This window comes from Terrabacter sp. 2TAF16 (assembly GCF_052115065.1).
Taxonomy (GTDB): domain Bacteria; phylum Actinomycetota; class Actinomycetes; order Actinomycetales; family Dermatophilaceae; genus Terrabacter.
Window position 1 is genome coordinate 452,878 of sequence record NZ_JBFRFZ010000001.1, and the last position, 23,660, is coordinate 476,537.

A 23,660-nucleotide genomic window follows, 5' to 3' on the forward strand; every position below is an offset into this window, starting at 1 on the left:
CCACGGTCGGCTCCTGCCGGAGGTCAGCCCTGCTTCGGCTCGACCTCGGGGGCACCCTGTGCGGCCGGTGCCGAGTCCGCGGGCTTCGCGTCCACGCCGGCCTCCTTGCGCTGGGCGGGCGTGATCGGGGCCGGCGCCGCGGTCAGCGGGTCGTAGCCGCCACCGGACTTCGGGAACGCGATGACGTCGCGGATCGAGTCGGTGTGCGCGAGCAGCGAGACGATGCGGTCCCAGCCGAAGGCGATGCCGCCGTGCGGCGGGGCACCGAAGGCGAAGGCCTCGAGGAGGAAGCCGAACTTCTCCTGGGCGTCCTCCTCCGACAGGCCCATGACCGAGAAGACGCGCTCCTGCACGTCGCGGCTGTGGATACGGATCGAGCCGCCGCCGATCTCGTTGCCGTTGCAGACGATGTCGTAGGCGTAGGCGAGCGCCGGACCCGGGTCGGTGTCGAAGGTGTCGAGGAACTCGGGCTTGGGCGAGGTGAAGGCGTGGTGGACGGCCGTCCACGCACCGGCACCGACGGCGACGTCGCCCGAGGCGACGGCGTCGGCGGCCGGCTCGAAGAGCGGGGCGTCGACGACCCAGAGGAAGCTCCACGCCTCCTCGTCGATGAGCTCGCAGCGACGGCCGATCTCGAGACGGGCCGCCCCGAGCAGCGCCCGCGACGGCTTCGCCGCACCCGCGGCGAAGAAGATGCAGTCGCCGGGCGTGGCGCCGACGTGCTCGGCCAGGCCGGCGCGCTCGGCGTCCGTGAGGTTCTTCGCGACCGGGCCGCCGAGCTCGCCGTCCTCCTGGACGAGGACGTAGGCGAGGCCACGGGCGCCGCGCTGCTTGGCCCACTCCTGCCAGGCGTCGAGCTGCTTGCGCGGCTGGCTCGCACCACCGGGCATGACGACGGCACCGACGTAGTCGGCCTGGAAGACGCGGAAGGTCGTGTCGGCGAAGTAGCCGGTGCACTCGACGAGCTCGTTGCCGAAACGCAGGTCGGGCTTGTCGGAGCCGTAGCGGGCCATGGCGTCGGCGTAGGTCATCCGCTGGAACGGGGCGTCGAGCTCGACGCCGATGAGGCGCCAGAGCGCCTGCACGATCGACTCGCCCAGCTCGATGATGTCGTCCTGCTCGACGAAGCTCATCTCGATGTCGAGCTGGGTGAACTCCGGCTGGCGGTCGGCGCGGAAGTCCTCGTCCCGGTAGCAACGGGCGATCTGGTAGTAGCGCTCCATGCCGGCCACCATGAGCAGCTGCTTGAACAGCTGGGGGCTCTGCGGCAGGGCGTACCACGACCCGGGCGCGAGACGCGCCGGCACGAGGAAGTCACGGGCACCCTCGGGCGTGGAGCGGGTCAGCGTCGGCGTCTCGATCTCGACGAAGTCGCGGGCCCCGAGCACGGCGCGGGCGGCAGCGTTGACCTTGGAGCGCAGGCGGATCGCAGCGCCGGCAGAGCTCGCGCCGGGGCGGCGCAGGTCGAGGTAACGGTGCTTGAGGCGTGCCTCCTCGCCGACGGTGACGCGCTCGTCGATCTGGAACGGCAGCGGGGCGGCCGGGTTGAGCACCTCGAGCTCGCTGACGATGACCTCGATGTCGCCGGTGGGCAGGTCGGGGTTGGCGTTGCCCTCCGGACGCTCGCGCACCTCACCGGTGACCTTGACGCAGAACTCGTTGCGGACGTCGTGGGCACCGCCCTGGGCGAGCACCTCGTCACGCGCGACGACCTGGGCCACGCCCGAGGCGTCGCGCAGGTCGAGGAAGGCGACCCCGCCGTGGTCTCGACGCCGCGCCACCCAACCGGTGAGGGTGACGGTCTGGCCTGCGTGGTCGGCGCGGAGAGTGCCGGCCTCGTGAGTGCGGAGCACGGAGGGTCCTTCCGGGACGTGGTTCCCGCGGCACGAGGGCCGCCGGGGCTGAGCGAGGTGGTGAGCGAGTGTCGTGCGCAGGTGCCCGGCCGCTGGTCGGCCGTGGGCACCGAGGACCAATCCTAGACCGCCTGCGCCTAGGCTCTTCGCCGTGCAGCACTCCCGCAACCGCGACCTCGACGGCGTCCGAGGTCTCGCGATCCTCCTCGTCGTCGCCGCCCACTCCGGGCTGCCGGCGCGCTGGGGTGGGCTGTCCGGGGTGACGCTCTTCTTCGTCCTGTCGGGCTACCTCATCACGAGCCTGCTCATCCGGGAGTGGGACCGCTGGGGGTCGGTCAGCCTGTGGCGCTTCTGGGGACGGCGCGCCCTACGCCTCCTGCCCGCCCTCGTGCTCCTGCTCCTGCTCGCTCCCCTGCTGCTCTGGGCGACCGGCGACGACCGGCTCTCGACCTACCCGACGGCGGCGCTCGCATCGATCTTCTACGTCGGCAACTGGGTGCGCATCGCCGGCACGGACCTCGGGGTGCTCAACCACCTCTGGTCGCTCTCGGTCGAGGAGCAGTTCTACGTCGTCTGGCCGGCGATCTTCATCGTCCTCATGACGTGGCTTCGCAGCCGAGCGCTCGCGGTCGTCCTCAGCCTCGCGGCGCTCGCGACCTTCTACTCCGTCTGGACGGTAGGGAGCGCGATCCGCCTCGACATCTCGACCGAGACGAACGCGTTCGCCCTGCTGCTCGGCGTGGCGCTCGCCTTCTCACTGGCCGCCGTACGGTCCCGTGGCTGGGAGCTGCCGGCCACGAGCCCGCTCGTCCCCTTCGTCGTCATGGTCGCCGTCTCGGCCTTCCCCGGGCACGGGCTCGAGGTGGACCACCCGCTCTTCCGACCTCTCGGCGCCGTCTACGCCGTCGTCGGGGTGTGGCTCGTGTATGCCGCCGTGTCGGGTCACTCGCGCATCGTGGGCTCCCGCGTCATGGTCTTCTTCGGCACCATCAGCTACGCGCTCTACCTCTGGCACCAGACGTTCATCAACAGCCAGCTCCTCGGTGAGCACACGACACCCCGCAACCTGCTGCTCATCGCGGCCGCCGTGCTCGTCTCGTGGCTGTCGTGGGTGCTCGTCGAGCGGCCCGTGGGTCGCCTGCGCGGACGCCTCCGCCTCGACCAGCCGTCACGCCGCCAGCAGGAGTTCGTCGACGCCCGCGACCCGCAGGCCGCTCCGCGCGCCACGCCCACGACGTAGGGCGGTCCGGCCGGTCGTGGCCGCCACGTCCGCGGCGCGGCCTCCTCGGTCTACGCGGTCTGTCGCGCTCCCGCACCCACCGCGTCAGCCGGGGCGTCCGGCACGTCGTGCTCCTCGACGCTGCGTGAGTCGGTGAGGGTGAGGGCACCCCACGTGGTCACGACCCCGACGATGACGGCCAGCACGGCATACGTCACCCGCTCACCGTGGAAGAAGGACGACGCGAGCTCAGGACTCCACGTGCCGGCGGGCAGCGTGGTCGTCACGAGCACGGCGACGAGGGTGCCCACGACGGCGGTGCCGACGCTCGTGCCGACCTCCTGGGCCGTGTCGTTGAGCGCCGTGCCGATCGACGTGCGGTTGGCGGGCATCGCCTCGACGAGGGCCACCGCGCAGATCGTCATGACCGTGCGGAGGCCGAGGGTCATGACGACCGTCGCGACGGCGACGGCCGGGTAGCCGCGGTCGACACCCCAGGCCATCCCGACGAGCGCGACGACGAGCAGGCCCGCTCCGACGAGGCACGCGACCCGGTGGCCGAAGCGGCGGGCGAGCCACTCCGAGAGCGGGGTCGCGAGGACCATCGTCATGATGAGCGGGAGGTTGGCGAGCCCCGCACGCACGGGGCTCCACCCCCACGCGTACTGGAAGTGCAGGATGAGGCCGAACATGACGCCGGCCATGGCGACCGAGGTGCCGGCCTGCGCCAGCGTGGCCCCGCGCACGGTCCCCGACGAGAAGAGCGTCAGGTCGAGCATCGGGGACGCGGCTCGCCGTTCGTGGCGGACGAACCCGACGAGCGCGAGCGCGGAGCCGACGACGGTCGAGAGCGTGGTCGCCGACGTCCATCCGTGCTCGACGCCACTGGTCAGGGCGTAGCAGCCGAGCCCGATGGCCGCGATGCTCAACAGGGCACCGGGCAGGTCCAGCCGGTCGGTGGTGAGGTCCTCGGGCCGGTCTGCCGGCACCCCCAACCGGACGCCGACCCAGGCCACGAGGGCGATGGGGGCGTTGACGAGCAGGAGCCACTCCCAGCCGACGTGGGCGAGGGCCGTGCCCCCGAGCAGCGGACCGAGGACGAAGCCCGACATCCCGACGACGATCATGACGGTCATGGCCCGCATCCGCAGGGCCTGGTCGTCGAAGAGACGGAAGACGAGCGAGTTGGTGATCGGCGCCATCGCTGCCGCCGCCACCCCGAGGGCGGCGCGCAGGGCGATGAGCTCGCCCGTCGTCGTCACGGCGGCCACGGCGAGGCTGATGATCCCGAAGCCGGCGAGCCCCCAGAGGAGCACCCGGCGGCGGCCGAGCCGATCCGCCGCCGAGCCGGCGGTGAGCAGCAGTCCCCCGAACGTCAGCGAGTAGGCCCCGGTGACCCACTGGAGAGCGGTGGTGCCGCTCCCGAGGTCGCGGCCGATCGTCGGCAGCGCGATCGTCAGGAGGGTGTTGTCGACCATCTCGACGAAGAAGGCGAGACAGAGCGCGAGCATCGGGATCCACGCCGCGCGGAGCGACGGATAGGTGCGGGTCGGCGTCGTGGTCGTCATGTGCCGTCTCCTCTCATCGAACACCGTTCGACTATCGAACGTGGTTCGATGTTATAGAACGTTGTTCGATGAACGCAAGTCCGCCCGGGGATCGTGTGATGGGATGGGCACATGAGCCCCCAGCGACAGCACGCCGCTCGGCCCTCCCGCGAGGCTCGGGCAGTGCGTGAGCGCCCCGCACGGGGCCGCCGACGGGCCTCGCACTCGCTCGAGGCCGTCCTCACGGAGGCGGTCGCCCTCCTCGACACGAGTGGCGAGCAGGGCCTGACGTTCCGTGCCCTCGCGGCCCGTCTCGGCGGTGGGGCCGCGAGCATCTACTGGTACGTCTCGAGCAAGGACGAGCTGCTCGACCGAGCGGCGGACCACGTCCTGGCCGACGTGCTCGCCACCGTCGAGGACGTCGGGGCGGGCGACCCCGTCGACGACCTCCGAACCATCGCCTTGGCCCTCTTCGACGCGATCGTCGAGCGGCCCTGGCTCGGTGCCTACTTCATGCGCGACACGGGCGTCCAGCCCAACGGCCTGCGCCTCTACGAGCGACTGGGGCAGCAGGTGCTGCGGCTGGAGCTCACTCCGCGCGAGAGCTTCCACGCGGTCTCGGCGGTCGTCGGCTTCGTCGTCGGCACGGCGGCCGACATGGGTCAGCAGCCACCCGAGGCGGTGCTCTCCGGTGAGGTCGACCGTGACGCGTACCTCGCCCGTTACGCCGCCCAGTGGCGCGCCCTCGACGCGGACGACTTTCCCTTCATCCACCACGTCGTCGACGAGTTCGCCGGCCACGACGACGCCGAGCAGTTCCGGGCCGGTCTCGACCTCATCCTGGCGGGGCTGCGCCTCCAGGCCGCCGGCTGACGCGTCGCGCAGGCACGCCCGATCAGTCTCCCGAAAGGGGCCGGAGGTCCCGGGAGGCTTCTGCCGCAAGGCAGTCCACGGCCACGGCGAGCGCGGGGCTTGCCGTCATGGTGCTCCGCCAGACGAGGCTCACGGTGCGCTCGGAGATCGGGTCGACGATGGGGACCGCGACGACTCCCGCGGGCAGCGGTCCCCGGCCGAGGCGTGGCACGAGGGCGATGGCCTCCCCCGCCGCGACGAGGGTTACGTGCGTGGCGAACTCGAGCGCCACGTGCGCGATCCGAGGGGACCGACCGACGTCGGCATACATCTTCTGGAGCCACTGGTGGCAGATGGAGCCGGGCGCGACGCTGGCCCAGTGCTCGTCGAGCACGTCCCGCACGCCGATGCTGCGCCGGGCGGCGAGCGGGTGGCTCTCGTGGACGAGGACGTCGGCGCGGTCCCGGCCGAGGTCGCGCACCTCGAGGTGGTCGGGGATGGCGAGCGGCAGCGGCTCCCAGTTGTGCACGAGGGCGAGGTCGTGGGTGCCGGCCGCGACCGCGTCGACGGCGTCCCAGGGGTCGATCTCGTCGGGCCGCAGGACGACGTCCGGCGCGGTCGATCGCAGGCGGCCGATGGCGCCCACGACGACCCCCCGGTACGCCGTGGCGAACGTCGCGAGTCGCACCGTCCCGACCGTCTCTCCGCTGTCCCCGTGGAGCCGGGACTCGAGTCGCTCCATGTCCGCGAGCAGGGACCGCGCAGCCTCGGAGAGCGTGCGACCGGCCTCCGTGAGCAGGACACCGCGCCCCTGCCGCTCGAGCAGCTGCACCCCCGTCTGGGTCTCGAGGCGCTTGATCTGCTGGGACACCGCGCTCGGGGTGTAGTCGAGCGCGGCCGCGGCGGCGCCGACGGAGCCGTGCGCCTCGACGGCGACGAGCGAACGCAGCGCGACGGGATCGATCATGCAGCGATGCTACACAGTCATGGCCACAACAGTTTGATGGACGTGAACGGTGTACGGCGCCCACGATGAGCACATGCGCCGCCGTGACACCGCCCTCGCCGTCCTCGTCGCCCTGATCTGGGGCACGAACTTCGTCGCCATTCGCACCGGCATCGACTCGGTGCCGCCGTTCCTCTTCCTCGCGGTGCGCTTCGTCGTCGTCTGCGTCCCCGCGGTCTTCCTCGTCCGGCGCCCGGGGCTCCCCTGGCGCGACCTCGCCCTCATCGGGCTCTTCACGAGCCTCGCCCAGTTCGCCCTCATGTACCTCGCGCTGCACCTCGGCATGCCACCCGGGCTCGCCTCGCTCGTGCTCCAGGCGCAGGTGCTGCTCACCGTCGTCATCGCGGCGGCCTGGCTGCGCGAGCGCCCGTCCACGGCACAGCGCCTCGGCGTCGCCCTGGGCGGAGCGGGGCTGCTGACGATCGCGGTCGGACGCGGGCTGTCGGCGCCGCTGCTCCCACTCGTCGTGCTCGTCCTGGCCGCCGTGTCGTGGGCGGTCGGCAACGTGCTGACCCGCCGGGCGGGGGCCCTCACGGGTCCGGGCGCCGGGCTCGGGGTCACGGTCTGGTCGGGGCTCGTCGTGCCGCTGCCGGCCCTCGCCCTCTCGTTCGTCTTCGAGGGGCCGACGGCCATCGGGGCGGCCCTGCGCCACCTCCAGTGGCAGGCCGTGGCCTCGACCGCCTACACGGCCTACCTCTCGTCGCTCGTCGGCTACGGGATCTGGAACACCCTGCTCAGCCGCCACCCGGTGGCGAAGGTGACGCCGTTCGCGATGCTCGTCCCGGTCTTCGGGATGGTCGCGGCCGCGGTCGCGTTCCACGAGCGACCCAACGCCTTCGAGCTGGTCGGGGGGCTCGCACTGCTGGCCGGTGTCGGCGTAGCGGTGATCCGCCCACGTGGCGGTGTGACGGCGCCCGCTCCGGCCGTCCCTGCCGACGCGTCACCCGTGCTCGCCGTCGACGTAGAGCCAGCGGCCGCCCCGGCGGGCGAAGCGGCTCATCTCGTGCAGCTCGCCCCGACGCGTGGCGCCCGCTGACGGCTCCGTCCAGCGCGCCACGAACTCGACGACGCCGTCGTCGTCACCGAGCCCGCCGCGCTCCGTGCGCAGCACCGTCAGGCCCGTCCACCGCGTGTCCGGATCGAGTCCCACCCGCTCGGGGCGCGTCCGTGGGTGCCAGGTGCGCAGGAGGTACGCCTCGTCCCCCACGGCGAACGCCGCGTAGCGCGAGCGCATCAGCTCGCCTGCGGTCCCGGCCGGGCGGTCGCCCGCGTGGAGCGGGCCGCAGCACGCGGCATACGCCAGGTCTTCCGGGCCTCCCCCACAGGGGCACGACCCCGAGAGGCCTGTACCGAACGCCCCGCTCACGACCGCTGGGCGCGCTGGGCCTCGCGGGCGGGCCACGGCGCGTCGTGCGGCCGCAGCGTGGACCACCCACGTCCGCGCGACAGTCCCGCGGAGAGCAGGCCGACGAGCGTCGCCGAGTTGCTGATGCGTCCGTCGAGCGCTGCGTCGACGGCGTCGTCGAGGGACACCCAGAGGGGCCGGATCCCGAGCTCCTCCGCAGTGCGTTGGTGGGCGTCGGCGGCGGCGACCTCGTGGAGGTCGCGCGCGAGGAAGATCCGCACCGTCTCCGGGAAGGCCCCGGGAGACGTGACGTCGTCGGCGAGGACGTGCCACTCGTCGGCCGTCAGGTCGACCTCCTCGGCGAGCTCACGCGCGGCGGCCTCCCACGGCGGCTCGCCGTCGACGTCGAGCAGGCCGGCGGGCAGCTCCCACACGTGGCCACCGCTCGCGTGGCGGTACTGCCGGATGAGCAGCACGTGCGAGGCACCCTCGAGCTCGCGCAGGGCGAGCACGGCGACAGCGCCGGGGTGCGTGACGAAGTCACGTGTCACGACACCCCCGGCGCCGAGGTCGACGCGCTCGCGCACGACGTCGAAGATGATCCCCTCGAACGGGGTCGTCGTCTCGACCACCGGCTCGGCGGTCCACTCCTCGACGAGGTCGGCAGCGGTGCCCCGCGGCGCGTCCAGGCTCACCCGCGGCTCAGTCGGCGTCCGGGGCGGCGCCGGACGCGGACACCGAGGCGAGCTCGTCGTGCCCGGTCCGTGCCTCGGCGTCCCGCTCGGTCTGGCCGGCGTCGACCGCGGCGCGGTGGCGCTCGACCTCGACGAGGCGCTCGCTGCGCTGGCGCTCCAGGGCGGCCCCGACGAGACCCGCGAAGAGCGGGTGTGCGCGGTTGGGGCGCGACAGGAACTCCGGGTGCGCCTGGGTCGACACGTAGTACGGGTGGACCTCGCGCGGCAGCTCGACGAACTCCACGAGGTTGCCGTCGGGCGAGGTGCCGGAGAAGACGAGACCCGCCTGCTCGAGGTCGGCCCGGTAGGAGTTGTTGACCTCGTAGCGGTGGCGGTGGCGCTCCTTGACCTCGGCCTCGCCGTAGGCCCCACGGATGACGCTGCCCTCCTTGAGGGCGGCCGGGTAGAGGCCGAGGCGCATCGTGCCGCCGAGGTCGCCGGCGCCCTCCACGAAGGCCTTCTGCTCCTCCATCGTGGCGATGACGGGGTGCTCGGTCTCGGGGTCGAACTCCGTCGAGCTCGCGTCCTGGTTGCCGAGGACGCTGCGGGCGTACTCGATGACCATGCACTGCAGGCCGAGGCAGATGCCGAGGGTCGGCACCTGCTTCTCGCGGGCCCAGGTCAGCGCGCCGAGCTTGCCCTCGATGCCGCGCACCCCGAACCCACCGGGGACGAGGACGGCGTCGACACCGCCGAGCGCCTTCTGGGCGCCTGCCGGGGTCTGGCACTCGTCGCTGGCCACCCAGCGGATGTTGACCTTGGCGTCGTGGTGGAAGCCACCGGCGCGCAGCGCCTCGGTGACCGAGAGGTACGCGTCCGGCAGGTCGATGTACTTGCCGACGAGGGCGATCTCGATGTCGTGCTCCGGGTCGTGGACCCGCTCGAGCAGCTCGTCCCACTCGGTCCAGTCGACGTCGCGGAAGTTGAGCCCGAGCCGGCGGATGACGTAGGCGTCGAGGCCCTCACGGTGGAGCACCTTGGGGATGTCGTAGATGCTCGGGGCGTCGACCGCCGCGGCGACCGCGGTGACGTCGACGTCGCACATGAGCGAGATCTTGCGCTTGATCGGGTCGGGGATCTCGCGGTCGGCGCGGAGCACGAGCCCGTCGGGCTGGATGCCGACCTGGCGCAGGGCGGCGACCGAGTGCTGGGTCGGCTTCGTCTTCAGCTCGCCGCTCGGCGCGAGGTAGGGCACGAGCGAGACGTGCAGGAAGAAGCTGTTGTCGCGGCCGATGAGGTGGCGCACCTGGCGCGCGGCCTCGAGGAAGGGCAGCGACTCGATGTCGCCGACCGTGCCGCCGATCTCGGTGATGATGACGTCCGGGGCGTCCGGACCTCCGGTGGCGAGGGCGCGCATCCGGGCGACGATCTCGTTGGTGATGTGCGGGATGACCTGGACGGTGTCGCCGAGGTACTCACCGCGCCGTTCCTTGGCGATGACGTTGTTGTAGACCTGCCCGGTCGTCACGTTCGCGCTGCCGACGAGGTTGACGTCGAGGAAGCGCTCGTAGTGACCGATGTCGAGGTCGGTCTCGGCTCCGTCGTCGGTCACGAAGACCTCGCCGTGCTGGAACGGGTTCATCGTCCCGGGATCGACGTTGATGTAGGGGTCGAGCTTCTGCATCGTGACCCGCAGGCCCCGCGATCTGAGAAGTCGTCCGAGGCTCGAGGCGGTGAGCCCCTTGCCGAGAGAGGAGGCGACGCCCCCGGTCACAAAGATGTGCTTCGTCGTATCCACCACGGGCTTTGAGTCTACGTCACTCCGCGGGTCTCCGTGACGTAGCGTTCCACCCACCGGCGCGTCTCGTCGTCGGGAGTGGGCCATCCGGCGGCCCGGGCTCGTCCCGCGTCACCCTCTCGGAGCCTGGCGTCGGCGTCGGTGAGCAGGCGGTCCACCTCGGCTGCTAAGGCGGCCGGGTCCCCCACGGGGAGAAGAGAACCCGCGTCCCCGACGAGGTCGGGCAGACCGCCCGTACGGGTCACGACGACCGGGAGCCCAGCCGCCATCGCCTCCTGCACGACGAGCGCCCGGGCCTCCCAGCGGCTCGTGAGGACGAAGACGTCCGCCGCCCGCAGCCACTCCGACACATCGGTGCGCGCCCCCACGAACCGGACCTTTGCCCTCGCGTCCTCCCCCTGCCGTATGCCGTCCGCCTCCTCCTCGAGACGGGCACGGAGCCGCTCGTCGCCGTCGCCGACGACGACCCACGTGGCGGCGGCGTCGGAGCGCCGCGCGGCCGCGAGGAGGGTCGGGAGGTCCTTCTGGGGCGCGATGCGCGAGACCGTGAGCACGACGGGGCGGTCGGTCGGCAGGCCGGCTCCGGCCAACAGGGCGGCGCGTTCGGTCGGTTCGAGCGCAGGACGCTCCAGCAGGTCGGCGACCGCGGCGGAGGGCACGAGGGCGAGCTCGGTGCGCCGGGCACCGAGGGCGTCCGCGAGCTCGACGAGGTCGGCGCTCGCGCCCGTCACGAGGTCGGCTCGGTGCAGGGACCACGCGACCAGCCGCCGGGCGGCGGACGCCGCGGCGCGGGCGACGGCGGAGCCCGGGACCGGCGGGAGGTCGTTGTGGAGAGAGACCACGAGCCGCGGGCGTGGCCGCGCGCGGGCGACGGCCACGGCAGCGACGACGGCGGCCTGGTGGCCGTGCGCGTGGACGACGTCGACCGTGCCCGCCAGGCGCATGATGCGGTGCCAGTCCACGAGACCCCGAGGTGCGCGTACCCCGCCGTGGACCGGCCAGAGCCGGTGGGCGTCGGCCCAGTCGAAGGCCCGCGCCGTCGACTCCGCCGTCACGACCTGGACGTCGTGCCCCTGCCCACGAAGTCCCGTGAGGAGGGCGTCGACGTGCGCACCCACGCCACCGGCCGCGTGTCCGAGCACCATGAGCACCCTCATCGCGTCTCCGGAGGCGCGGCCGGGTGCGGGTCCTGCTCGCCGGCAGGGGCGGACATCGGCGCGGACGAAGGGGCGGTCATGGACGTCGGCGAGGTCGCGGCGGTCGGTGACGGCCGCCGCAGCCGGGCCACGACCGAGCGGTCGACGAGGAGCACGACGACGACGAGGGTCACGGTGGCCGCGAGCGCCACGGCGACGCCCTGCGCGGCGGCGGCGAGGAGTCCGTCCGCGGTCCAGAGGCCGCCGAGCCACCAGCCGAGGATCGCGGCTGACGCGGCGCCGAGCAATCCGGCTGCGACGGGGCGCGCCGGTACGGTCAGGGCCGCGCGGCCCCAGCTCCGCGCGACGAGGACCGCGAGCGCGACGGCCCCGGCCACGAGCCCGACGCTGGTGCCGAGGGTGAGAGCGCGCACGGTCGTCGCGGGTCCGGCCGCGCCTCCGAGGGCCACGAGCGGGACGACGGTCGTCGCGAGCCACGCGACGGCGACCACGGCGCCCGCGACCCGGGCACGGCCTCGCACGTAGGAGGCCCGGGTCAGCAGCCCGATCGCGCAGAGGCCGACGATGCCCGGGGCCACGAGCACGAGGGCGTCGGGGATGGCGGACAGGGCCACGGCCCCGTTGCCGTCCGCTCGCCCGGCGTCGAGCAGGGCGAAGAACGCGCCGACCGGTCGGGCGACGGCCACGAGCAGACCCCCGGCCAGCAGACCGGCCAGGAGGGTGGCGAGCCACGTCCGCCGCAGCACGTCCACGGCCGCGGACCCCGGCGCGGAGGTCGGCGCGGAGGTCGGCGCGGAGGTCGGCGCGGAGGCCGGCGCTGCTGCTCCTGCGTCCGGCTCGGGCCCGCCGGCTTGCGCGCTGCCCGCCAGCGTCGGGAAGGCCGCAGTGGCGAGCGGGACGGCGAGGACGGCATACGGGAGCAGGGAGACGGCCTGGACGTAGGTGTACACGTTGAGCGTCCCGGGGCCGCCGCGGTCGTTGGCGAGGCGGATGAAGACGAGCGTCGCCAGCTGCTGTCCGGCGACGGCGAGGAGCCCGGCGACCGCGAGCCGCCGGACGCGGGCGGCGACGCCGTGCGGGAAGTGTGTCGTCACCGTGAGGTGGACCCCGGCGCGACGCACCGGAACGAGGAGCGGCAGCGACAGCGCGACGACCCCGAGGGTCGTGCCCACGGCCAGGATCGTGGTCGCGCCCGCCGGGACCTGCGCGATCGGGGCGGCCGGGTCGCTGGCGACGGCGGCGTAGGCCACGTAGGTCGCGATGACGACGAGGCTCGACATGAGCGGGGCGATCGCGGCCGCGACGAACCGGTGGTGAGACTGGAGCACACCGCCGAGCACGATGCCGACGCCGTAGAGCGGGATCTGGATCGCGAAGACCCGCAGCAGGTCGGCGCCGAGGCCCACTGCGCCGGGACAGGTGTCGCCGGCTCCGACCAGGCCCCGCGCGATCGGCTCCGCGGCAAGGGCCACGACCAGGCCCAGCGGCACGAGCACGACGACCACCCACGTCAGCAGGGCGGAGGCCGTGTGGTCGGCCTCGATCCGGTGGCCGCGGGCCAGGGCGCCTGCCACGAGAGGCACGGCGACCGCCGCGAGCACTCCCCCGGCCGCGATCTCGAAGAGCACGTTGGGCACCGCGTTGACCGACTGGTAGACGCTCCCGACGCAGGTCGCACCGACGGAGTGGGAGAAGACGAACCATCGTCCGAAGCCGACGACCCGGGCGACGAGCGTGATCACCGCGATGGTGCCTGCGGCGGCGAACAGCCCGCGCCGTGAGACGGGCCCGCCCCCTGCGCTCCGGTCGGTCATCGGGGGGCCCGGCCCCACTCGTCGAGCCGGCGCAGGGCGGGGTGGGCCTCGATGACCCGGGTGAAGCTGACGCGCTCCGAGGCGAGCGTCAAAGCCGCGAGGCCGGCCACGGCGACGACCCGGCCCACGAGCCCGGTGCGCTCGACGAGCGCGAGACCGACGAGCGCCCCGGCGGCGTTGGCACCCGTGTCGCCGAGCATGGCGGTGGCGCGGAGGTCGTCCCGGACGACACCGAGCGAGGACCCGACGGCGGCGGCCGCGGGCACCCCTCCCACCAGCGGGAGACCTGCGGCCACCGTGACCTTGAGCGCCCGTCCAGGGCGCAGGTCGAAGAGGTTGACGGCGTTGGCGGCACCGGCGACGACGGCCCCGCCGACGAGGGTGGCCAGCAGTCCGGGACGGGAGGGACGGCTCGCGTCGGAGAGCGCCGCACCGACCAGCCCGGTGACGCCGAGACCCACGATCTTGACCGCGCCCGTCGTGACCTCGCCGCGTGCCAGCGCACCGAGGTGGCCCTTGAGACCCTTGTCGGACGTGCCTCCGGCGAGGTCGTCGAGCGCCCCGAGGGCACCTGCGGCGAGGGCGACGAAGCCGGAGCTCATCGACCCGCGGCTCGGTCCCTCGGTCGGGCGCGAGGCGACTGCCGCTGCAGCGGCACCGGCAACAGCGCCTGCCACGGCGCCGCCGACCCAGGCCGGCCCCTCGAGCAGGGTGACCGGGTCGCCGGCATGGTTGGTGCGCTCCCAGGCCTGGCGGAGGGCGGGGGGCGCCGTTCGGCCGAGACGCAGCACCGCCCAGGAGGCCGCGGCCGAACCGAGCAGGGCAGCCAGTGACGCGGCGGAGATCGAGTCCGCGCGGCGGCTCGACCTCACGGAAGCACCCGCGGGACGGTGGCGGTGGCGCCGGCCGCGACGCCGTAGTGTCCGACCCGCTCGTCGAGGGCGTCCTCGACGGCGAGGACCACCGTGGCAGGTCCGTCACCGGCCCGGGCGTGGTCGACGGTGGAGACGATCCCGGCCGTCTCGGACTTCTCACGCACGGCCTGGACGGCGTTGGAGGTCACGGGCTGGCCCGCCGCTGCAACTGTCTCGCCGCTGGCGACGACGGTCGACCGGGTCGAGCCGGCGAAGGAGGTGACCAGCGCGCGGATGGCGTCGGAGCGGGACTCGACGACGGACTCGGTGCCGGCGTAGTCCGCGGACACGACGACCGCGATGTCGGCCGGCGCGAGGTCGGCCACCGAGCTGTCGACGAGGTTGGCGTCGACGAGCACCTTGAGCGCGGCGGTGCGCTGGGCCGAGGTGCCGGCGTCGCTCGTCGAGACGAGGAGGTCGGTGAGCACCTGCACGAGCAGCTCGTCGCCCGTCGCGGTCGACCCGACCCCGAGGGCCGACGCGGCTTCCTTGGCCGCCTGTGCTCGGTCGGAGGCCTGGCTGGGGTCGAACCAGTCGGGGCTCAGGGTCACCGTGCCCGTGAGGCCGGCGCCGCTCTGGGTCACGACACCCTCGAGGTTCGTGGTCATCGTGCCGTCGGCGGAGGGCAGCACGACGACGACCGCGCGGTGACCGGACAGTCGGCTCTTGACGACCCGTTGCTGCACGGCGGTCGCGTACTCGTCGGACGCGTCGGCGAGCTTCTCGCTCGTCGTCAGCTTGTCGTTGAGGGCCTGCTTCTCGGTGCGCAGCGCGGAGACCTGGTCGCTCAGCTGGTTGCCGAGGTTGGCCTGCAGGGGGCCGGCCCCGAGCACGATGCCCACCGCGAGGGCGAGGAACACCGAGATGATCGAGACGAGGTGGTAGCGGAAGTCGATCACGTGAAGATCCCAACGATGGCGGTCCAGAGGTCGTCCCAGCGGGCGGCGAGGACCTGCAGCCACGCCTGCCCGGCCGGTGTCGACGCGAGGGCTGCGAAGAAGGCGAGCACGCCGGCGAGCAGCATCGTCACGAGCAGCCGGCCCGGGATGCGGGCGCGGTAGAGCTGGCTCACGCCCTTGGCGTCGACGAGCTTGCTGCCGACGCGCAGGCGCGTGAGGAACGTCGACGCCTGCCCGTCGCGACCCTTGTCGAGGAACTCGACGAGGGTGACGTGGGTCCCGACGGCGACGATGAGCTCGGCACCGGAGTCGTCGGCGAGGAGCATCGCGACGTCCTCGCTCGTGCCCGCGGCGGGGAAGACGACCGGGGTGATCCCGAGAGCCTCGACCCGGGCGAGGCCGGGGGCACGCCCGTCGCGGTAGGCGTGCACGACGATCTCGGCGCCGCAGCGCAGGGCCTTGTCCGAGACGGAGTCCATGTCGCCGACGATGAGGTCAGGCTGGTGGCCGGACTCGAGGATGGCGTCGGCGCCGCCGTCGACCCCGATGAGGATCGGGCGGTACTCACGGATGTAGGGCCGCAGTGTCTCGAGGTCCTCGCGGTAGTGGTAGCCGCGCACGACGATGAGGCAGTGCCGGCCGTCGAGCTGGGTGGTGATGGGGGGCACGCCGATGCCGTCGAGGAGGAGGTCGCGCTCCTTGCGGATGTACTCCATCGTGTTCGTCGCGAAAGCCTCGATCTGCACGGCGAGCCCGGCCCGCGCCTCGTGCATCTGGGCCTGGACCGCCTCGACGTCGAGCAATGTGCCCGTCGCGACACGGGTCTCCCCGGACCACAGGTCGGCACCGTCGAGGCGTAGCGTCTGCCCGTCCGTGAGCGCCATGACGTCCGGGCCGGCGGCGTCGAGCACGGGGATGCCGGCCTCGACGAGGATCTGGGGTCCGAGGTTCGGGTAACGACCGCTGATCGAGGCGCTCGCGTTGACCACGGCGGCGGGGCGCACGGTGACGAGGGCGTCCGCGCTCACCTTGTCGAGGTCCGCGTGGTCGATGACGGCGATGTCGCCCGGCTGCAGCCGCTTCGTCAGCGCCTTGGTGCGCCGGTCGACGCGCGCGGTGCCGACCACGCCGGGACCGGTGTCCCGGGCGCGCGAGCGACGTCGGATGGAGAGGGCCATGATGGCCTCAATCGTGCCACGTCGGTGGGTCGGCGACCCCATCGGTCCGGGCCGTGACGCACGGCTCGGGACGACACTCGGGACGGCCTTCGGGAGCGAGGTCCAACGGCTGGGCGGACCGCAGGACGGTGCCGCGGACGGGACTCAGACGCGTGAGCCGCTGCGGGCGGCCGGCCGCGTGCCGACGCGGGCACCGCTCGTCTGCTCGAGCAGGTCGCCGGCGTGGGCCAGCCCGGCCTCGGAGTCGGGGTCGCCGCCCATCATCCGCGACAGCTCCCGCAGCCGGGCGTCACCGTCGACGACGCTGACGCTGCTCGAGGTGATGCGGCCGTCGTCGGCCTTGTGCACGACGAGGTGGCGGTCGGCGAACGCTGCGACCTGGGCGAGGTGGGTGACGACGATGACCTGGGCGTGCTCGGCGAGGGCAGCCAGCCGGGCACCCACGTCGAGGGCCGCCCGCCCGCCGACACCGGCGTCGACCTCGTCGAAGACGAACGTGGGTGGTCCGCTCGCCGCCTCGCCCGAGGCGTTGCGTGAGCCGACGACCTCGAGCGCGAGCATGACGCGAGAGAGCTCACCGCCCGAGGCGGCCCGCGCGACGCTGCGCGGCGTGGCTCCGGGATTGGCCGCGAGCAGGATCTCGACGTCGTCGATGCCGTGTCGGGCCAGCCGCACGCGGTCGCCGTCGGGCAGGGCCACACCCTCGGGGTCGGTGCGTCGGCGCAGCTCGACGTGGACGACGGCCTTGCCCATGGCCAGGTGCGAGAGCTCCTCCGAGACGCGGGTGCCGAAGTCGTCACCGGCGGCCCGGCGAGCCTCGGACAGCGAGAGGGCGGCCGCGACGACGGACGACTCGAGCTCGGCCACCTCGACGCCGAGTCGCTCGACGCGGTCGTCGGCGGTCACGAGCTCGTCGAGGCGAGCGGCCCCGCGGCCCGACCACTCGAGCACCTCGTCGACGGTCTCGCCGTACTTGCGCGTGAGGACCCCGAGGGCGGCCCGCCGCTCCTGCACGTAGCCGAGCCGCTCGGGGTCGAGATCGACGTCCTGGAGGTATGCCGTGAGGTCGGCCGACAGGTCGGTCACGAGCGTGCCCACCTCGTGCAGGCGCTCGTCGAGCCCGGCGAGGGCCTGGTCGTGCGCCGTGGCCGGACCGAGCGCACCCCGCGCCGACCCGATGAGGTCACGGACGTTCGGAGCCGGCTCGGCGGCATACTCGTCACCGCTGAGATCTGCGAGCGCCTGGGCTGCGGCCAGGCGGAGCGTGTCGGCGTGCGCGAGGCGCTCGTCCTCGACACGCAGCGCCGCGTCCTCGCCCGGCTGGGGGTCGACGGCCTCGATCTCCTCGAGCGAGGCGGTCAGCGAGTCGATCTCGCGGGCGCGCTCGCGCGCCTCCGAGACGAGGCGCTCGTGCTCGCGGGCCGACGCACGCCAGCGGTCGTAGAGCTCGCCGACGCGGTCGCGGAGCGCCGTGAGGTCGGGACCCCCGAAGTCGTCGAGCACGACGCGGTGGGCATCGCCCTGCTTGAGACGCCACTGGTCGGCCTGCCCGTGCACCGCCACGAGCATCTGGCCGAGCTCGGCGAGCACGGAGACCGGTGCCGTGCGACCTCCGACGTGGGCGCGCGACCGGCCGGCCGCGGCGATGGTGCGGGCGATGACGAGCTCGCCGTCCTCGTGGTCGGCGCCCGCCTCGTCGGCCCGGACGAGGGCCGGGTGGTCGGGGGGCAGCTGCACGACGCCCTCGACGAGCGCCGAGGCCGAGCCGGTGCGCACGAGGCCGGAGTCGGCGCGCTCGCCCAGCAGCAGGCCGAGCCCCGACACGACCATGGTCTTGCCGGCGCCGGTCTCACCGGTGAGCACGTTGAGCCCGGGGCTCAGGTCGAGGACGGCGTCGTCGATCACACCGACGCCCCGGATCCTCATCTGGCTGAACACGGGTCCACCTTAGGGCCCGGCACCCTCACCGCCGTCGACGTCGTCCACGGGCGAGGCGGTGTCGCCGTTGCCGCGCCACCCGGCGACCGAGAGGTCGAACTTCGCGACGAGACGGTCGGTGAACGGTGCGCTCGTCAGCCGGGCGAGGCGGAGCGGGCGCAGCCCACGGCGCACCTCGATGCGGGCTCCCGGAGGGAGGTCGACGTGGCGCCGGCCGTCGCACCACATGACTCCTGCGCCCTCGGTGGCCGCCTTGATCTCGACGGCCAGGTGGGTGTCGGGGCCCAGCACCAGCGGCCGGGCGAAGAGCGCGTGGGCCGCACTCGGGACGAGGAGCATGGCCTCGACCTGCGGCCAGACGACCGGCCCGCCGGCCGAGAAGGCGTATGCCGTCGACCCCGTCGGCGTGGAGACGATGACGCCGTCGCAGCCCCAGCTCGACAGCGGTCGACCGTCGACCTCGACGGTGACCTCGAGCATCCGCTCGCGGGCGGCCTTCTCGACGCTGACCTCGTTGAGGGCCCAGCTGCTCGCGATGAGGTCGCCGTGCAGCTTCGCGTCGACGTGGAGCGTCATGCGCTCCTCGACGGCGTAGTCGTTGCTCGCGATGTGCTCGACCGTGGCGTCGAGGTCGTCGCGCTCGGCCTCCGCGAGAAAGCCCACGTGGCCGAGGTTGACCCCGAGGAGCGGCACGTCGACGCTGCGGGCGAACTCGGCGCCGCGCAGGATGGTCCCGTCGCCGCCGAGCACCACGACGAGGTCGCACCCCTCCGCGACCTGCTCCTCGGCAGACGCGATGTGCACGCGCGAGCTGTCCTTGAGGTCGAGGGCCTCGGCCTCGTCGGCCTGGAGGGACACGTCGATACCGAGATGGGTGAGGCGTTGCACGACGCCCTTGGCGACCGTCAGCGCCTCGGGGCGCCTCGGGTGGGCCACGAGCAGGATGCGGCGCGTCACGGGACTCCTTCCAGGTCGACGGCCTCCAGCATGTCATCCACCGCCGTCACCGAGGCGCCCGGGACGGGTCTCGGGGCGAGCCAGAAGAGGAACTCCCGGTTGCCGTCGCCCCCCGCGATGGGGCTGGCCGTCGCACCGTGCAGGTGCAGGTGGAGGTCGGTCGCGACCTGGGCCACGTCACGCAGCACGCGGCGGCGCTCGTGCGGCGAGGTGACGACTCCTGTGCGGCTGAGCCGCTCGCGCCCCACCTCGAACTGCGGCTTGACGAGGACGACGACGTCGCCGTCGTCGGTGACGAGAGGTCGCATGGCGGGCAGGGCGATGGCGAGCGAGATGAAGCTGAGGTCGGACACGACGAGGTCGAAGCGGCCGCCGAGCGCCTCGGCGTCGACGTCACGGATGTTGGTGCCCGGCAGGTCCCGGACCCGCGGGTCGGAGCCGATCGACGCGACGAGCTGGTCGTGCCCGACGTCGAGGGCCGTCACGTGGGTGGCACCGCGCTCGAGGAGCACCTGGGTGAACCCACCCGTGCTCGCCCCGACGTCGAGGCACCGTCTGCCGTCGACAGGGACCGACCACGTGTCGAGGGCGTGGAGCAGCTTGACGGCCGCGCGCCCCACCCAGCGGTCGGGCTCACGCGTCAGCTCGATGGCCGACGAGCCGTCGACGGGCAGGGCGGGCTTGCCGGCCGGGCGACCGTCGACGAGCACCACGCCGGCGGTGACGAGCTCACGGGCCTGGGTGCGCGATCGGGCCAGGCCGCGGGCGACGAGCTCGACGTCGAGACGTCGCGTCACGCGCCACCCAGACCGCCGAGGCGGCTCTGCAGGCTCCGGTGGGCGTGCTCGCCCGACTCGATGCGCTCGGCGAACGACCCGGCCTGCGACTCGGCCAGACGCATCATCGCCTCGTCGACCGCCTGGTCACCCGTCAGGGGCGGGGTGGGCACGTCTGGCGTCGCGTCCAGCGGGGCGTAGGGCACCTCGGCCGTCGCGGTGTCGTCGTCGGTCCGGCGCTCGTCGTCCACGCTGTCGTACACGCCTTCATCGTCCGCGCCGTCCTCATCGGTGAGGTCCTCGAGGTCGTCTCCCGACACGTCCGCATCGCTGACGTCGTCGGACTGGTCGTCTGAGTCGTCCCACTCGTCGACGGCGTCGTCGCTCGCGTCGGCGTCCGAGTCCATCGGGTCGAGCTCCTCGGCGACCTCGAGCGGTTCGCCGGACCCGAGATCGTCGCGTCGAGGGTCGCTGTCGCCGAACATGTGCTGCCTCCGTGCCGAGTGGTTGGTTCGCTGCGGTCACGCTACCGGGTCGAGGTCGGTGAGTCGTCGAGGAGGCGGTCGAGCGTCGCCGCCGCTCGACCGAGGTGCGCGGAAGACGCTCCCTCGTCGCGCGACGTCAGCAGGGCCGCCAGGCCCGCTCGCACCACCTCGATGGGGTCCGCGCTCCCCCGCTCGATGACGAGGTCCTCGCCGTCGAGGGCTACCCGGGCGGCGCCGCAGCGCCAGCCGCCGACGTCGGCCACCGGGGCGGCATACGGCATCAGGAGCTCGGCGAGGGAGGCGATGACGTAGGTGGGCGACGACTCGCTCGCCACGACGTCGGAGGGTCGGTCCACTCCCGTGAGGACCCACGCCGAGTCGAGGCCGGTGGCCTCGGCGCCGACGATGTCGGTGCCGATCCGGTCGCCGACCGCGAGCGTCCTGGCAGCGACGGTGCCGAGGCGCTCGAGGGCGAGCTCGTAGAGCGGGGGGTGCGGCTTCCCGACGACGTCTGGGCGTCGCCCGAGCGCGGCGACGAGCAGCTCGATGTAGGCGCCGTTCCCCGGGGACTGCCCCCACGGCAGCGGCAGCGTCGCGTCGTCGTTCGTCGCGACCCACGGCAGGCCGGAGGAGAGGAGACGGGCCGCCGTCTCGAAGTCGCGCACGCGCAGCTCCTTGCCGAAGCCCTGGAGGACGGCCGCGACCTCGTCGGGTCCGGAGCGGGCGTGGTCACGGGCGCCGGCCACGGGGACGAGGCCTGCGTCTCGGAGCGCCTCGACCACGCCCTCCCCACCCAGCGCGAGGACGGCCGCTCCGGGTGGGAGGTCGGTGGCGAGCCGGGCGGCCCCTGCCTGAGCGCTCGACACGACGTCGGATGCCGTCGCGGGGGCACCGAGGCCGGCGATCTGGGTGGCCACCTCGGTCGGGACACGGGATGCGTTGTTCGTCGCGTAGACGACTCGGATCCCCCGAGCCACGATGTCCTGCAGCGCTTTCGGCGCACCCGGGACGGCATCCGCTCCGCGGTAGACGACACCGTCGAGGTCGCACACCACCCCGTCGTAGCCAGCGATCAGGGGTTGCGTCCATGTTTCCGTGTCCATGCGTCCTCCTGGGCCAGACCCTACGTCGGGAGCCGTCAGCGAGACCCGTCGGTCCGGAACGCAGAACGGGCCCGACCGTGCAGGTCGGGCCCGTTCCGGGTGGGGTACTCAGCGCTCGTCGACGTCGTCCTCGTCGTCCGCGTCCTCGTCGTCCGCGTCCGCGTCGTCGGCGTCGTCGGCAGCGTCGTCGTCGTCCAGGTCGTCGGCGTCGTCGTCCGCGTCGACGTCGTAGAACTCGGGGCTGTCCTCGTCCTCGTCGCCGAGCAGATCGGTGACGTCGACACCGTCGAGCTCCTCGAGCCGCTCCGCCGCATCGGTGGTCAGCTCGTGGTCGGCATCCGCCGCCCGGGCGAACCAGTCACGTGCGACCTCGAGGTCGCCGGCGGCCAGCTTCGCGTCCGCGTAGGCATAGAAGAGCCGCGCTGCCGACGGGCGGTTCGGGTTGATCCGCTTGACCAGGTCGCTGAGACCGGCGACGGCGGCATCGAGCTGACCGAGGTCACGGCGGATCCCGGACACCACGATCGCCAGCTCGACACGGTCGTCGATCGCCAGGTTGGCAGCCTCGTCGGACTGGGCGAGCTCGAGCGCCTTGTCGTGGCGTCCAAGGGCACGCTCGCAGTCCACCATGAGCGGCAGCAGGTGACTCGAACCCGAGAGCCGGCGGACCGTGCGGAACTCCCCCAGAGCCCGCGCCCAGTCGCCGAGGCGGTAGGCAACGAGGCCGAGGGACTCACGGGCCGCCGGGACGCGTCCGGCGCGGCGCACGGCGGTCTCGGCGTGGGCCAGGGCTGCCTCGGGTTCGACGTCCAGCAGCTCGGCCACCATGACGAGGTGCTGGGCGACGCCCTCTGCGTTCTCCTTGGAGAGCGTGCGCAGCTGGTTCTTGACGCCCCGGTCCACCTCGTGGCCCGTGACACCCTCGCGGATGGCGGGCTCGGGCTTCCTCGGGGACTTCGGGGTCAGCCGAGCGCCACCGCGACGGTCGTCGTCCTGGGGACGACCCGATCCCCCTCGAGGGCGGTCGTCGAAACGTCGGGGACCACGGTCACTACCGCCGCCGGAGCGACGGTCGTCCGAGCGGTAACCGCCGCGGTCACTGCTGCCGCCGGAGCGACGGTCGTCGGAGCGGGAGCCACCGCGGTCACTGCCGCCGCCGCTCGAGGGGCGGTAACCGCCACGGTCGCTGCTGCCGCCGGAGCGACGGTCGTCGGAGCGGGAGCCACCGCGGTCACTGCCGCCGCCGCTCGAGGGGCGGTAACCGCCACGGTCGCTGCTGCCGCCGCTGGAGCGACGGTCGTCCGAGCGGTAGCCACCACGGTCACTGCTGCCGCCGCCGGAACGACGGTCATCGGAGCGGTAGCCACCACGGTCACTGCCGGTGCTCGAACGACGGTCGTCCGAGCGGTAACCCCCACGGTCACTGCCGCCTCCGCTCGAGGGACGGTAACCCCCGCGATCGCTGCCGCCGCCGGAACGACGGTCATCGGAACGGTAGCCACCACGGTCACTGCTGCCGCCGCTCGAGGGGCGGTAACCGCCGCGATCGCTGCCGCCGCCGGAACGACGGTCATCGGAACGGTAGCCACCACGGTCACTGCCGCCTCCGCTCGAGGGGCGGTAACCGCCGCGATCGCTGCCGCCGCCGGAACGGCGATCGTCGGAGCGGTAGCCACCACGGTCACTGCCGCCGCTGGAGCGACGATCATCCGAGCGGTAGCCACCACGGTCATCTCGACGCGGACCCGACGATCGGGGTGCGCCCGACCCGGGAGCCCCTGAGCTCCGGCCGGCGCCACTGCCTCGTGCGGGACCTCGCTGGCCGCCGTCGCGGTGGCGTCGGTCGCCTCGGCTGTCGTTGCCGTCCTGGTCACTCATGTTCATCATCCTTCCGCGCCGACCGCGGTCGGCGCCACCTCTGGTGTCGTCGAGCACAAAAAGACAGAGCGCCCCAGTCGGATCAATGAAGTTCCGTCTGGGGCGCTCTGACAAAGTGTGTCCGGCTGCGTCCTACTCTCCCACACCGTCACCAGTGCAGTACCATCGGCGCTGAAGGGCTTAGCTTCCGGGTTCGGAATGGAGCCGGGCGTTTCCCCTTCGCTATGACAGCCGAAACTCTATGGAGATATCAATTCAGTGGGTGGT

21 protein-coding genes and 1 rRNA gene are annotated in these 23,660 nt (G+C 73.1%); 3 read left to right on the forward strand and 19 right to left on the reverse strand.

From position 1 onward, the window contains the following. Nucleotides 1-23 precede the first annotated feature (23 nt). Entirely contained in the window at nt 24-1,853 is a 1,830-nt protein-coding gene (gene aspS / locus AB4Z14_RS02115; protein ID WP_442273710.1) for an aspartate--tRNA ligase, read from the reverse strand. Between the two features lie 151 nt (nt 1,854-2,004). Here aspS and AB4Z14_RS02120 point away from each other — a divergent pair, with 151 nt between their 5' ends. Further along, nucleotides 2,005-3,093, forward strand: a complete 1,089-nt coding sequence (locus tag AB4Z14_RS02120) for an acyltransferase family protein (protein WP_442273711.1) — start codon at nt 2,005-2,007, stop codon at nt 3,091-3,093. A gap of 50 nt (nt 3,094-3,143) precedes the next feature. On the opposite strand, the gene AB4Z14_RS02125 is transcribed toward AB4Z14_RS02120, so the two are convergent. Further along, the gene (locus tag AB4Z14_RS02125) at nt 3,144-4,640 is read right to left on the reverse strand and encodes an MFS transporter (protein WP_442273712.1); all 1,497 of its coding nucleotides are present in this window, start codon (nt 4,638-4,640) and stop codon (nt 3,144-3,146) included. Nucleotides 4,641-4,751: 111 nt separating this feature from the next. Between AB4Z14_RS02125 and AB4Z14_RS02130 the strand changes: the two genes are divergently transcribed. After that, nucleotides 4,752-5,492: a TetR/AcrR family transcriptional regulator gene (locus AB4Z14_RS02130; protein WP_442273713.1), complete on the forward strand. Its 741-nt coding sequence runs from the start codon at nt 4,752-4,754 to the stop codon at nt 5,490-5,492. A 22-nt stretch (nt 5,493-5,514) separates the two neighbouring features. Here the strand turns inward: AB4Z14_RS02130 and AB4Z14_RS02135 are convergent, their stop codons facing one another. After that, nucleotides 5,515-6,438 carry a LysR family transcriptional regulator gene (locus AB4Z14_RS02135; protein WP_442273714.1) on the reverse strand — a complete coding sequence of 308 codons (924 nt, stop codon included), beginning with the start codon at nt 6,436-6,438 and terminating at the stop codon, nt 5,515-5,517. A gap of 73 nt (nt 6,439-6,511) precedes the next feature. Here AB4Z14_RS02135 and AB4Z14_RS02140 point away from each other — a divergent pair, with 73 nt between their 5' ends. Continuing rightward, nucleotides 6,512-7,513 (forward strand): EamA family transporter, encoded by a 1,002-nt coding sequence (locus tag AB4Z14_RS02140; protein ID WP_442273715.1) that lies wholly within the window; start codon nt 6,512-6,514, stop codon nt 7,511-7,513. Here the strand turns inward: AB4Z14_RS02140 and AB4Z14_RS02145 are convergent. The 16 genes from AB4Z14_RS02145 to rrf all read right to left on the reverse strand — a co-directional run bounded on the left by AB4Z14_RS02145 (nt 7,418) and on the right by rrf (nt 23,629). Beyond that, the gene (locus AB4Z14_RS02145) at nt 7,418-7,711 is read right to left on the reverse strand and encodes a YchJ family protein (protein WP_442273716.1); all 294 of its coding nucleotides are present in this window, start codon (nt 7,709-7,711) and stop codon (nt 7,418-7,420) included. The two genes, AB4Z14_RS02140 and AB4Z14_RS02145, sit on opposite strands and share 96 nt — an antisense overlap. Nucleotides 7,712-7,839: 128 nt before the next feature. After that, nucleotides 7,840-8,517 (reverse strand): NUDIX domain-containing protein, encoded by a 678-nt coding sequence (locus AB4Z14_RS02150; protein WP_442273717.1) that lies wholly within the window; start codon nt 8,515-8,517, stop codon nt 7,840-7,842. Nucleotides 8,518-8,524: 7 nt separating this feature from the next. Next, nucleotides 8,525-10,297 (reverse strand): CTP synthase, encoded by a 1,773-nt coding sequence (locus AB4Z14_RS02155; protein ID WP_442273718.1) that lies wholly within the window; start codon nt 10,295-10,297, stop codon nt 8,525-8,527. Nucleotides 10,298-10,308: 11 nt separating this feature from the next. Next, the gene (locus AB4Z14_RS02160) at nt 10,309-11,439 is read right to left on the reverse strand and encodes a glycosyltransferase family 4 protein (RefSeq protein ID WP_442273719.1); all 1,131 of its coding nucleotides are present in this window, start codon (nt 11,437-11,439) and stop codon (nt 10,309-10,311) included. An 8-nt stretch (nt 11,440-11,447) separates the two neighbouring features. Next, on the reverse strand, nt 11,448-13,265 hold the full coding sequence (locus AB4Z14_RS02165) for a lipid II flippase MurJ (protein ID WP_442273720.1): 1,818 nt from the start codon (nt 13,263-13,265) through the stop codon (nt 11,448-11,450). Further along, nucleotides 13,262-14,137 (reverse strand): hypothetical protein, encoded by an 876-nt coding sequence (locus AB4Z14_RS02170; RefSeq protein ID WP_442273721.1) that lies wholly within the window; start codon nt 14,135-14,137, stop codon nt 13,262-13,264. The genes AB4Z14_RS02165 and AB4Z14_RS02170 overlap by 4 nt, the downstream gene beginning before the upstream one ends. Continuing rightward, on the reverse strand, nt 14,134-15,078 hold the full coding sequence (locus AB4Z14_RS02175; protein WP_442273722.1) for a copper transporter: 945 nt from the start codon (nt 15,076-15,078) through the stop codon (nt 14,134-14,136). The genes AB4Z14_RS02170 and AB4Z14_RS02175 overlap by 4 nt, the downstream gene beginning before the upstream one ends. Continuing rightward, nucleotides 15,075-16,256 carry a putative cytokinetic ring protein SteA gene (gene steA / locus AB4Z14_RS02180; RefSeq protein ID WP_442273723.1) on the reverse strand — a complete coding sequence of 394 codons (1,182 nt, stop codon included), beginning with the start codon at nt 16,254-16,256 and terminating at the stop codon, nt 15,075-15,077. Before steA ends, AB4Z14_RS02175 begins: the two co-directional genes overlap by 4 nt. Before the next feature lie 144 nt (nt 16,257-16,400). After that, entirely contained in the window at nt 16,401-18,194 is a 1,794-nt protein-coding gene (gene recN, locus AB4Z14_RS02185; protein ID WP_442273724.1) for a DNA repair protein RecN, read from the reverse strand. Between the two features lie 9 nt (nt 18,195-18,203). Then, nucleotides 18,204-19,151, reverse strand: a complete 948-nt coding sequence (locus AB4Z14_RS02190; protein WP_442273725.1) for an NAD kinase — start codon at nt 19,149-19,151, stop codon at nt 18,204-18,206. Beyond that, nucleotides 19,148-19,948 carry a TlyA family RNA methyltransferase gene (locus AB4Z14_RS02195; RefSeq protein WP_442273726.1) on the reverse strand — a complete coding sequence of 267 codons (801 nt, stop codon included), beginning with the start codon at nt 19,946-19,948 and terminating at the stop codon, nt 19,148-19,150. Before AB4Z14_RS02195 ends, AB4Z14_RS02190 begins: the two co-directional genes overlap by 4 nt. Then, entirely contained in the window at nt 19,945-20,412 is a 468-nt protein-coding gene (locus tag AB4Z14_RS02200; RefSeq protein WP_442273727.1) for a hypothetical protein, read from the reverse strand. Before AB4Z14_RS02200 ends, AB4Z14_RS02195 begins: the two co-directional genes overlap by 4 nt. Nucleotides 20,413-20,453: 41 nt before the next feature. Further along, nucleotides 20,454-21,515, reverse strand: coding sequence for an HAD-IIA family hydrolase (locus AB4Z14_RS02205; protein WP_442273728.1), 1,062 nt, complete (start codon nt 21,513-21,515; stop codon nt 20,454-20,456). Nucleotides 21,516-21,623: 108 nt separating this feature from the next. Next, entirely contained in the window at nt 21,624-22,418 is a 795-nt protein-coding gene (locus AB4Z14_RS02210; RefSeq protein ID WP_442273729.1) for a tetratricopeptide repeat protein, read from the reverse strand. Between the two features lie 59 nt (nt 22,419-22,477). Next, nucleotides 22,478-23,389: a hypothetical protein gene (locus tag AB4Z14_RS02215; RefSeq protein ID WP_442273730.1), complete on the reverse strand. Its 912-nt coding sequence runs from the start codon at nt 23,387-23,389 to the stop codon at nt 22,478-22,480. Between the two features lie 123 nt (nt 23,390-23,512). Beyond that, nucleotides 23,513-23,629, reverse strand: a 5S ribosomal RNA gene (rrf, locus tag AB4Z14_RS02220). Between the last annotated feature and the right edge of the window lie 31 nt (nt 23,630-23,660).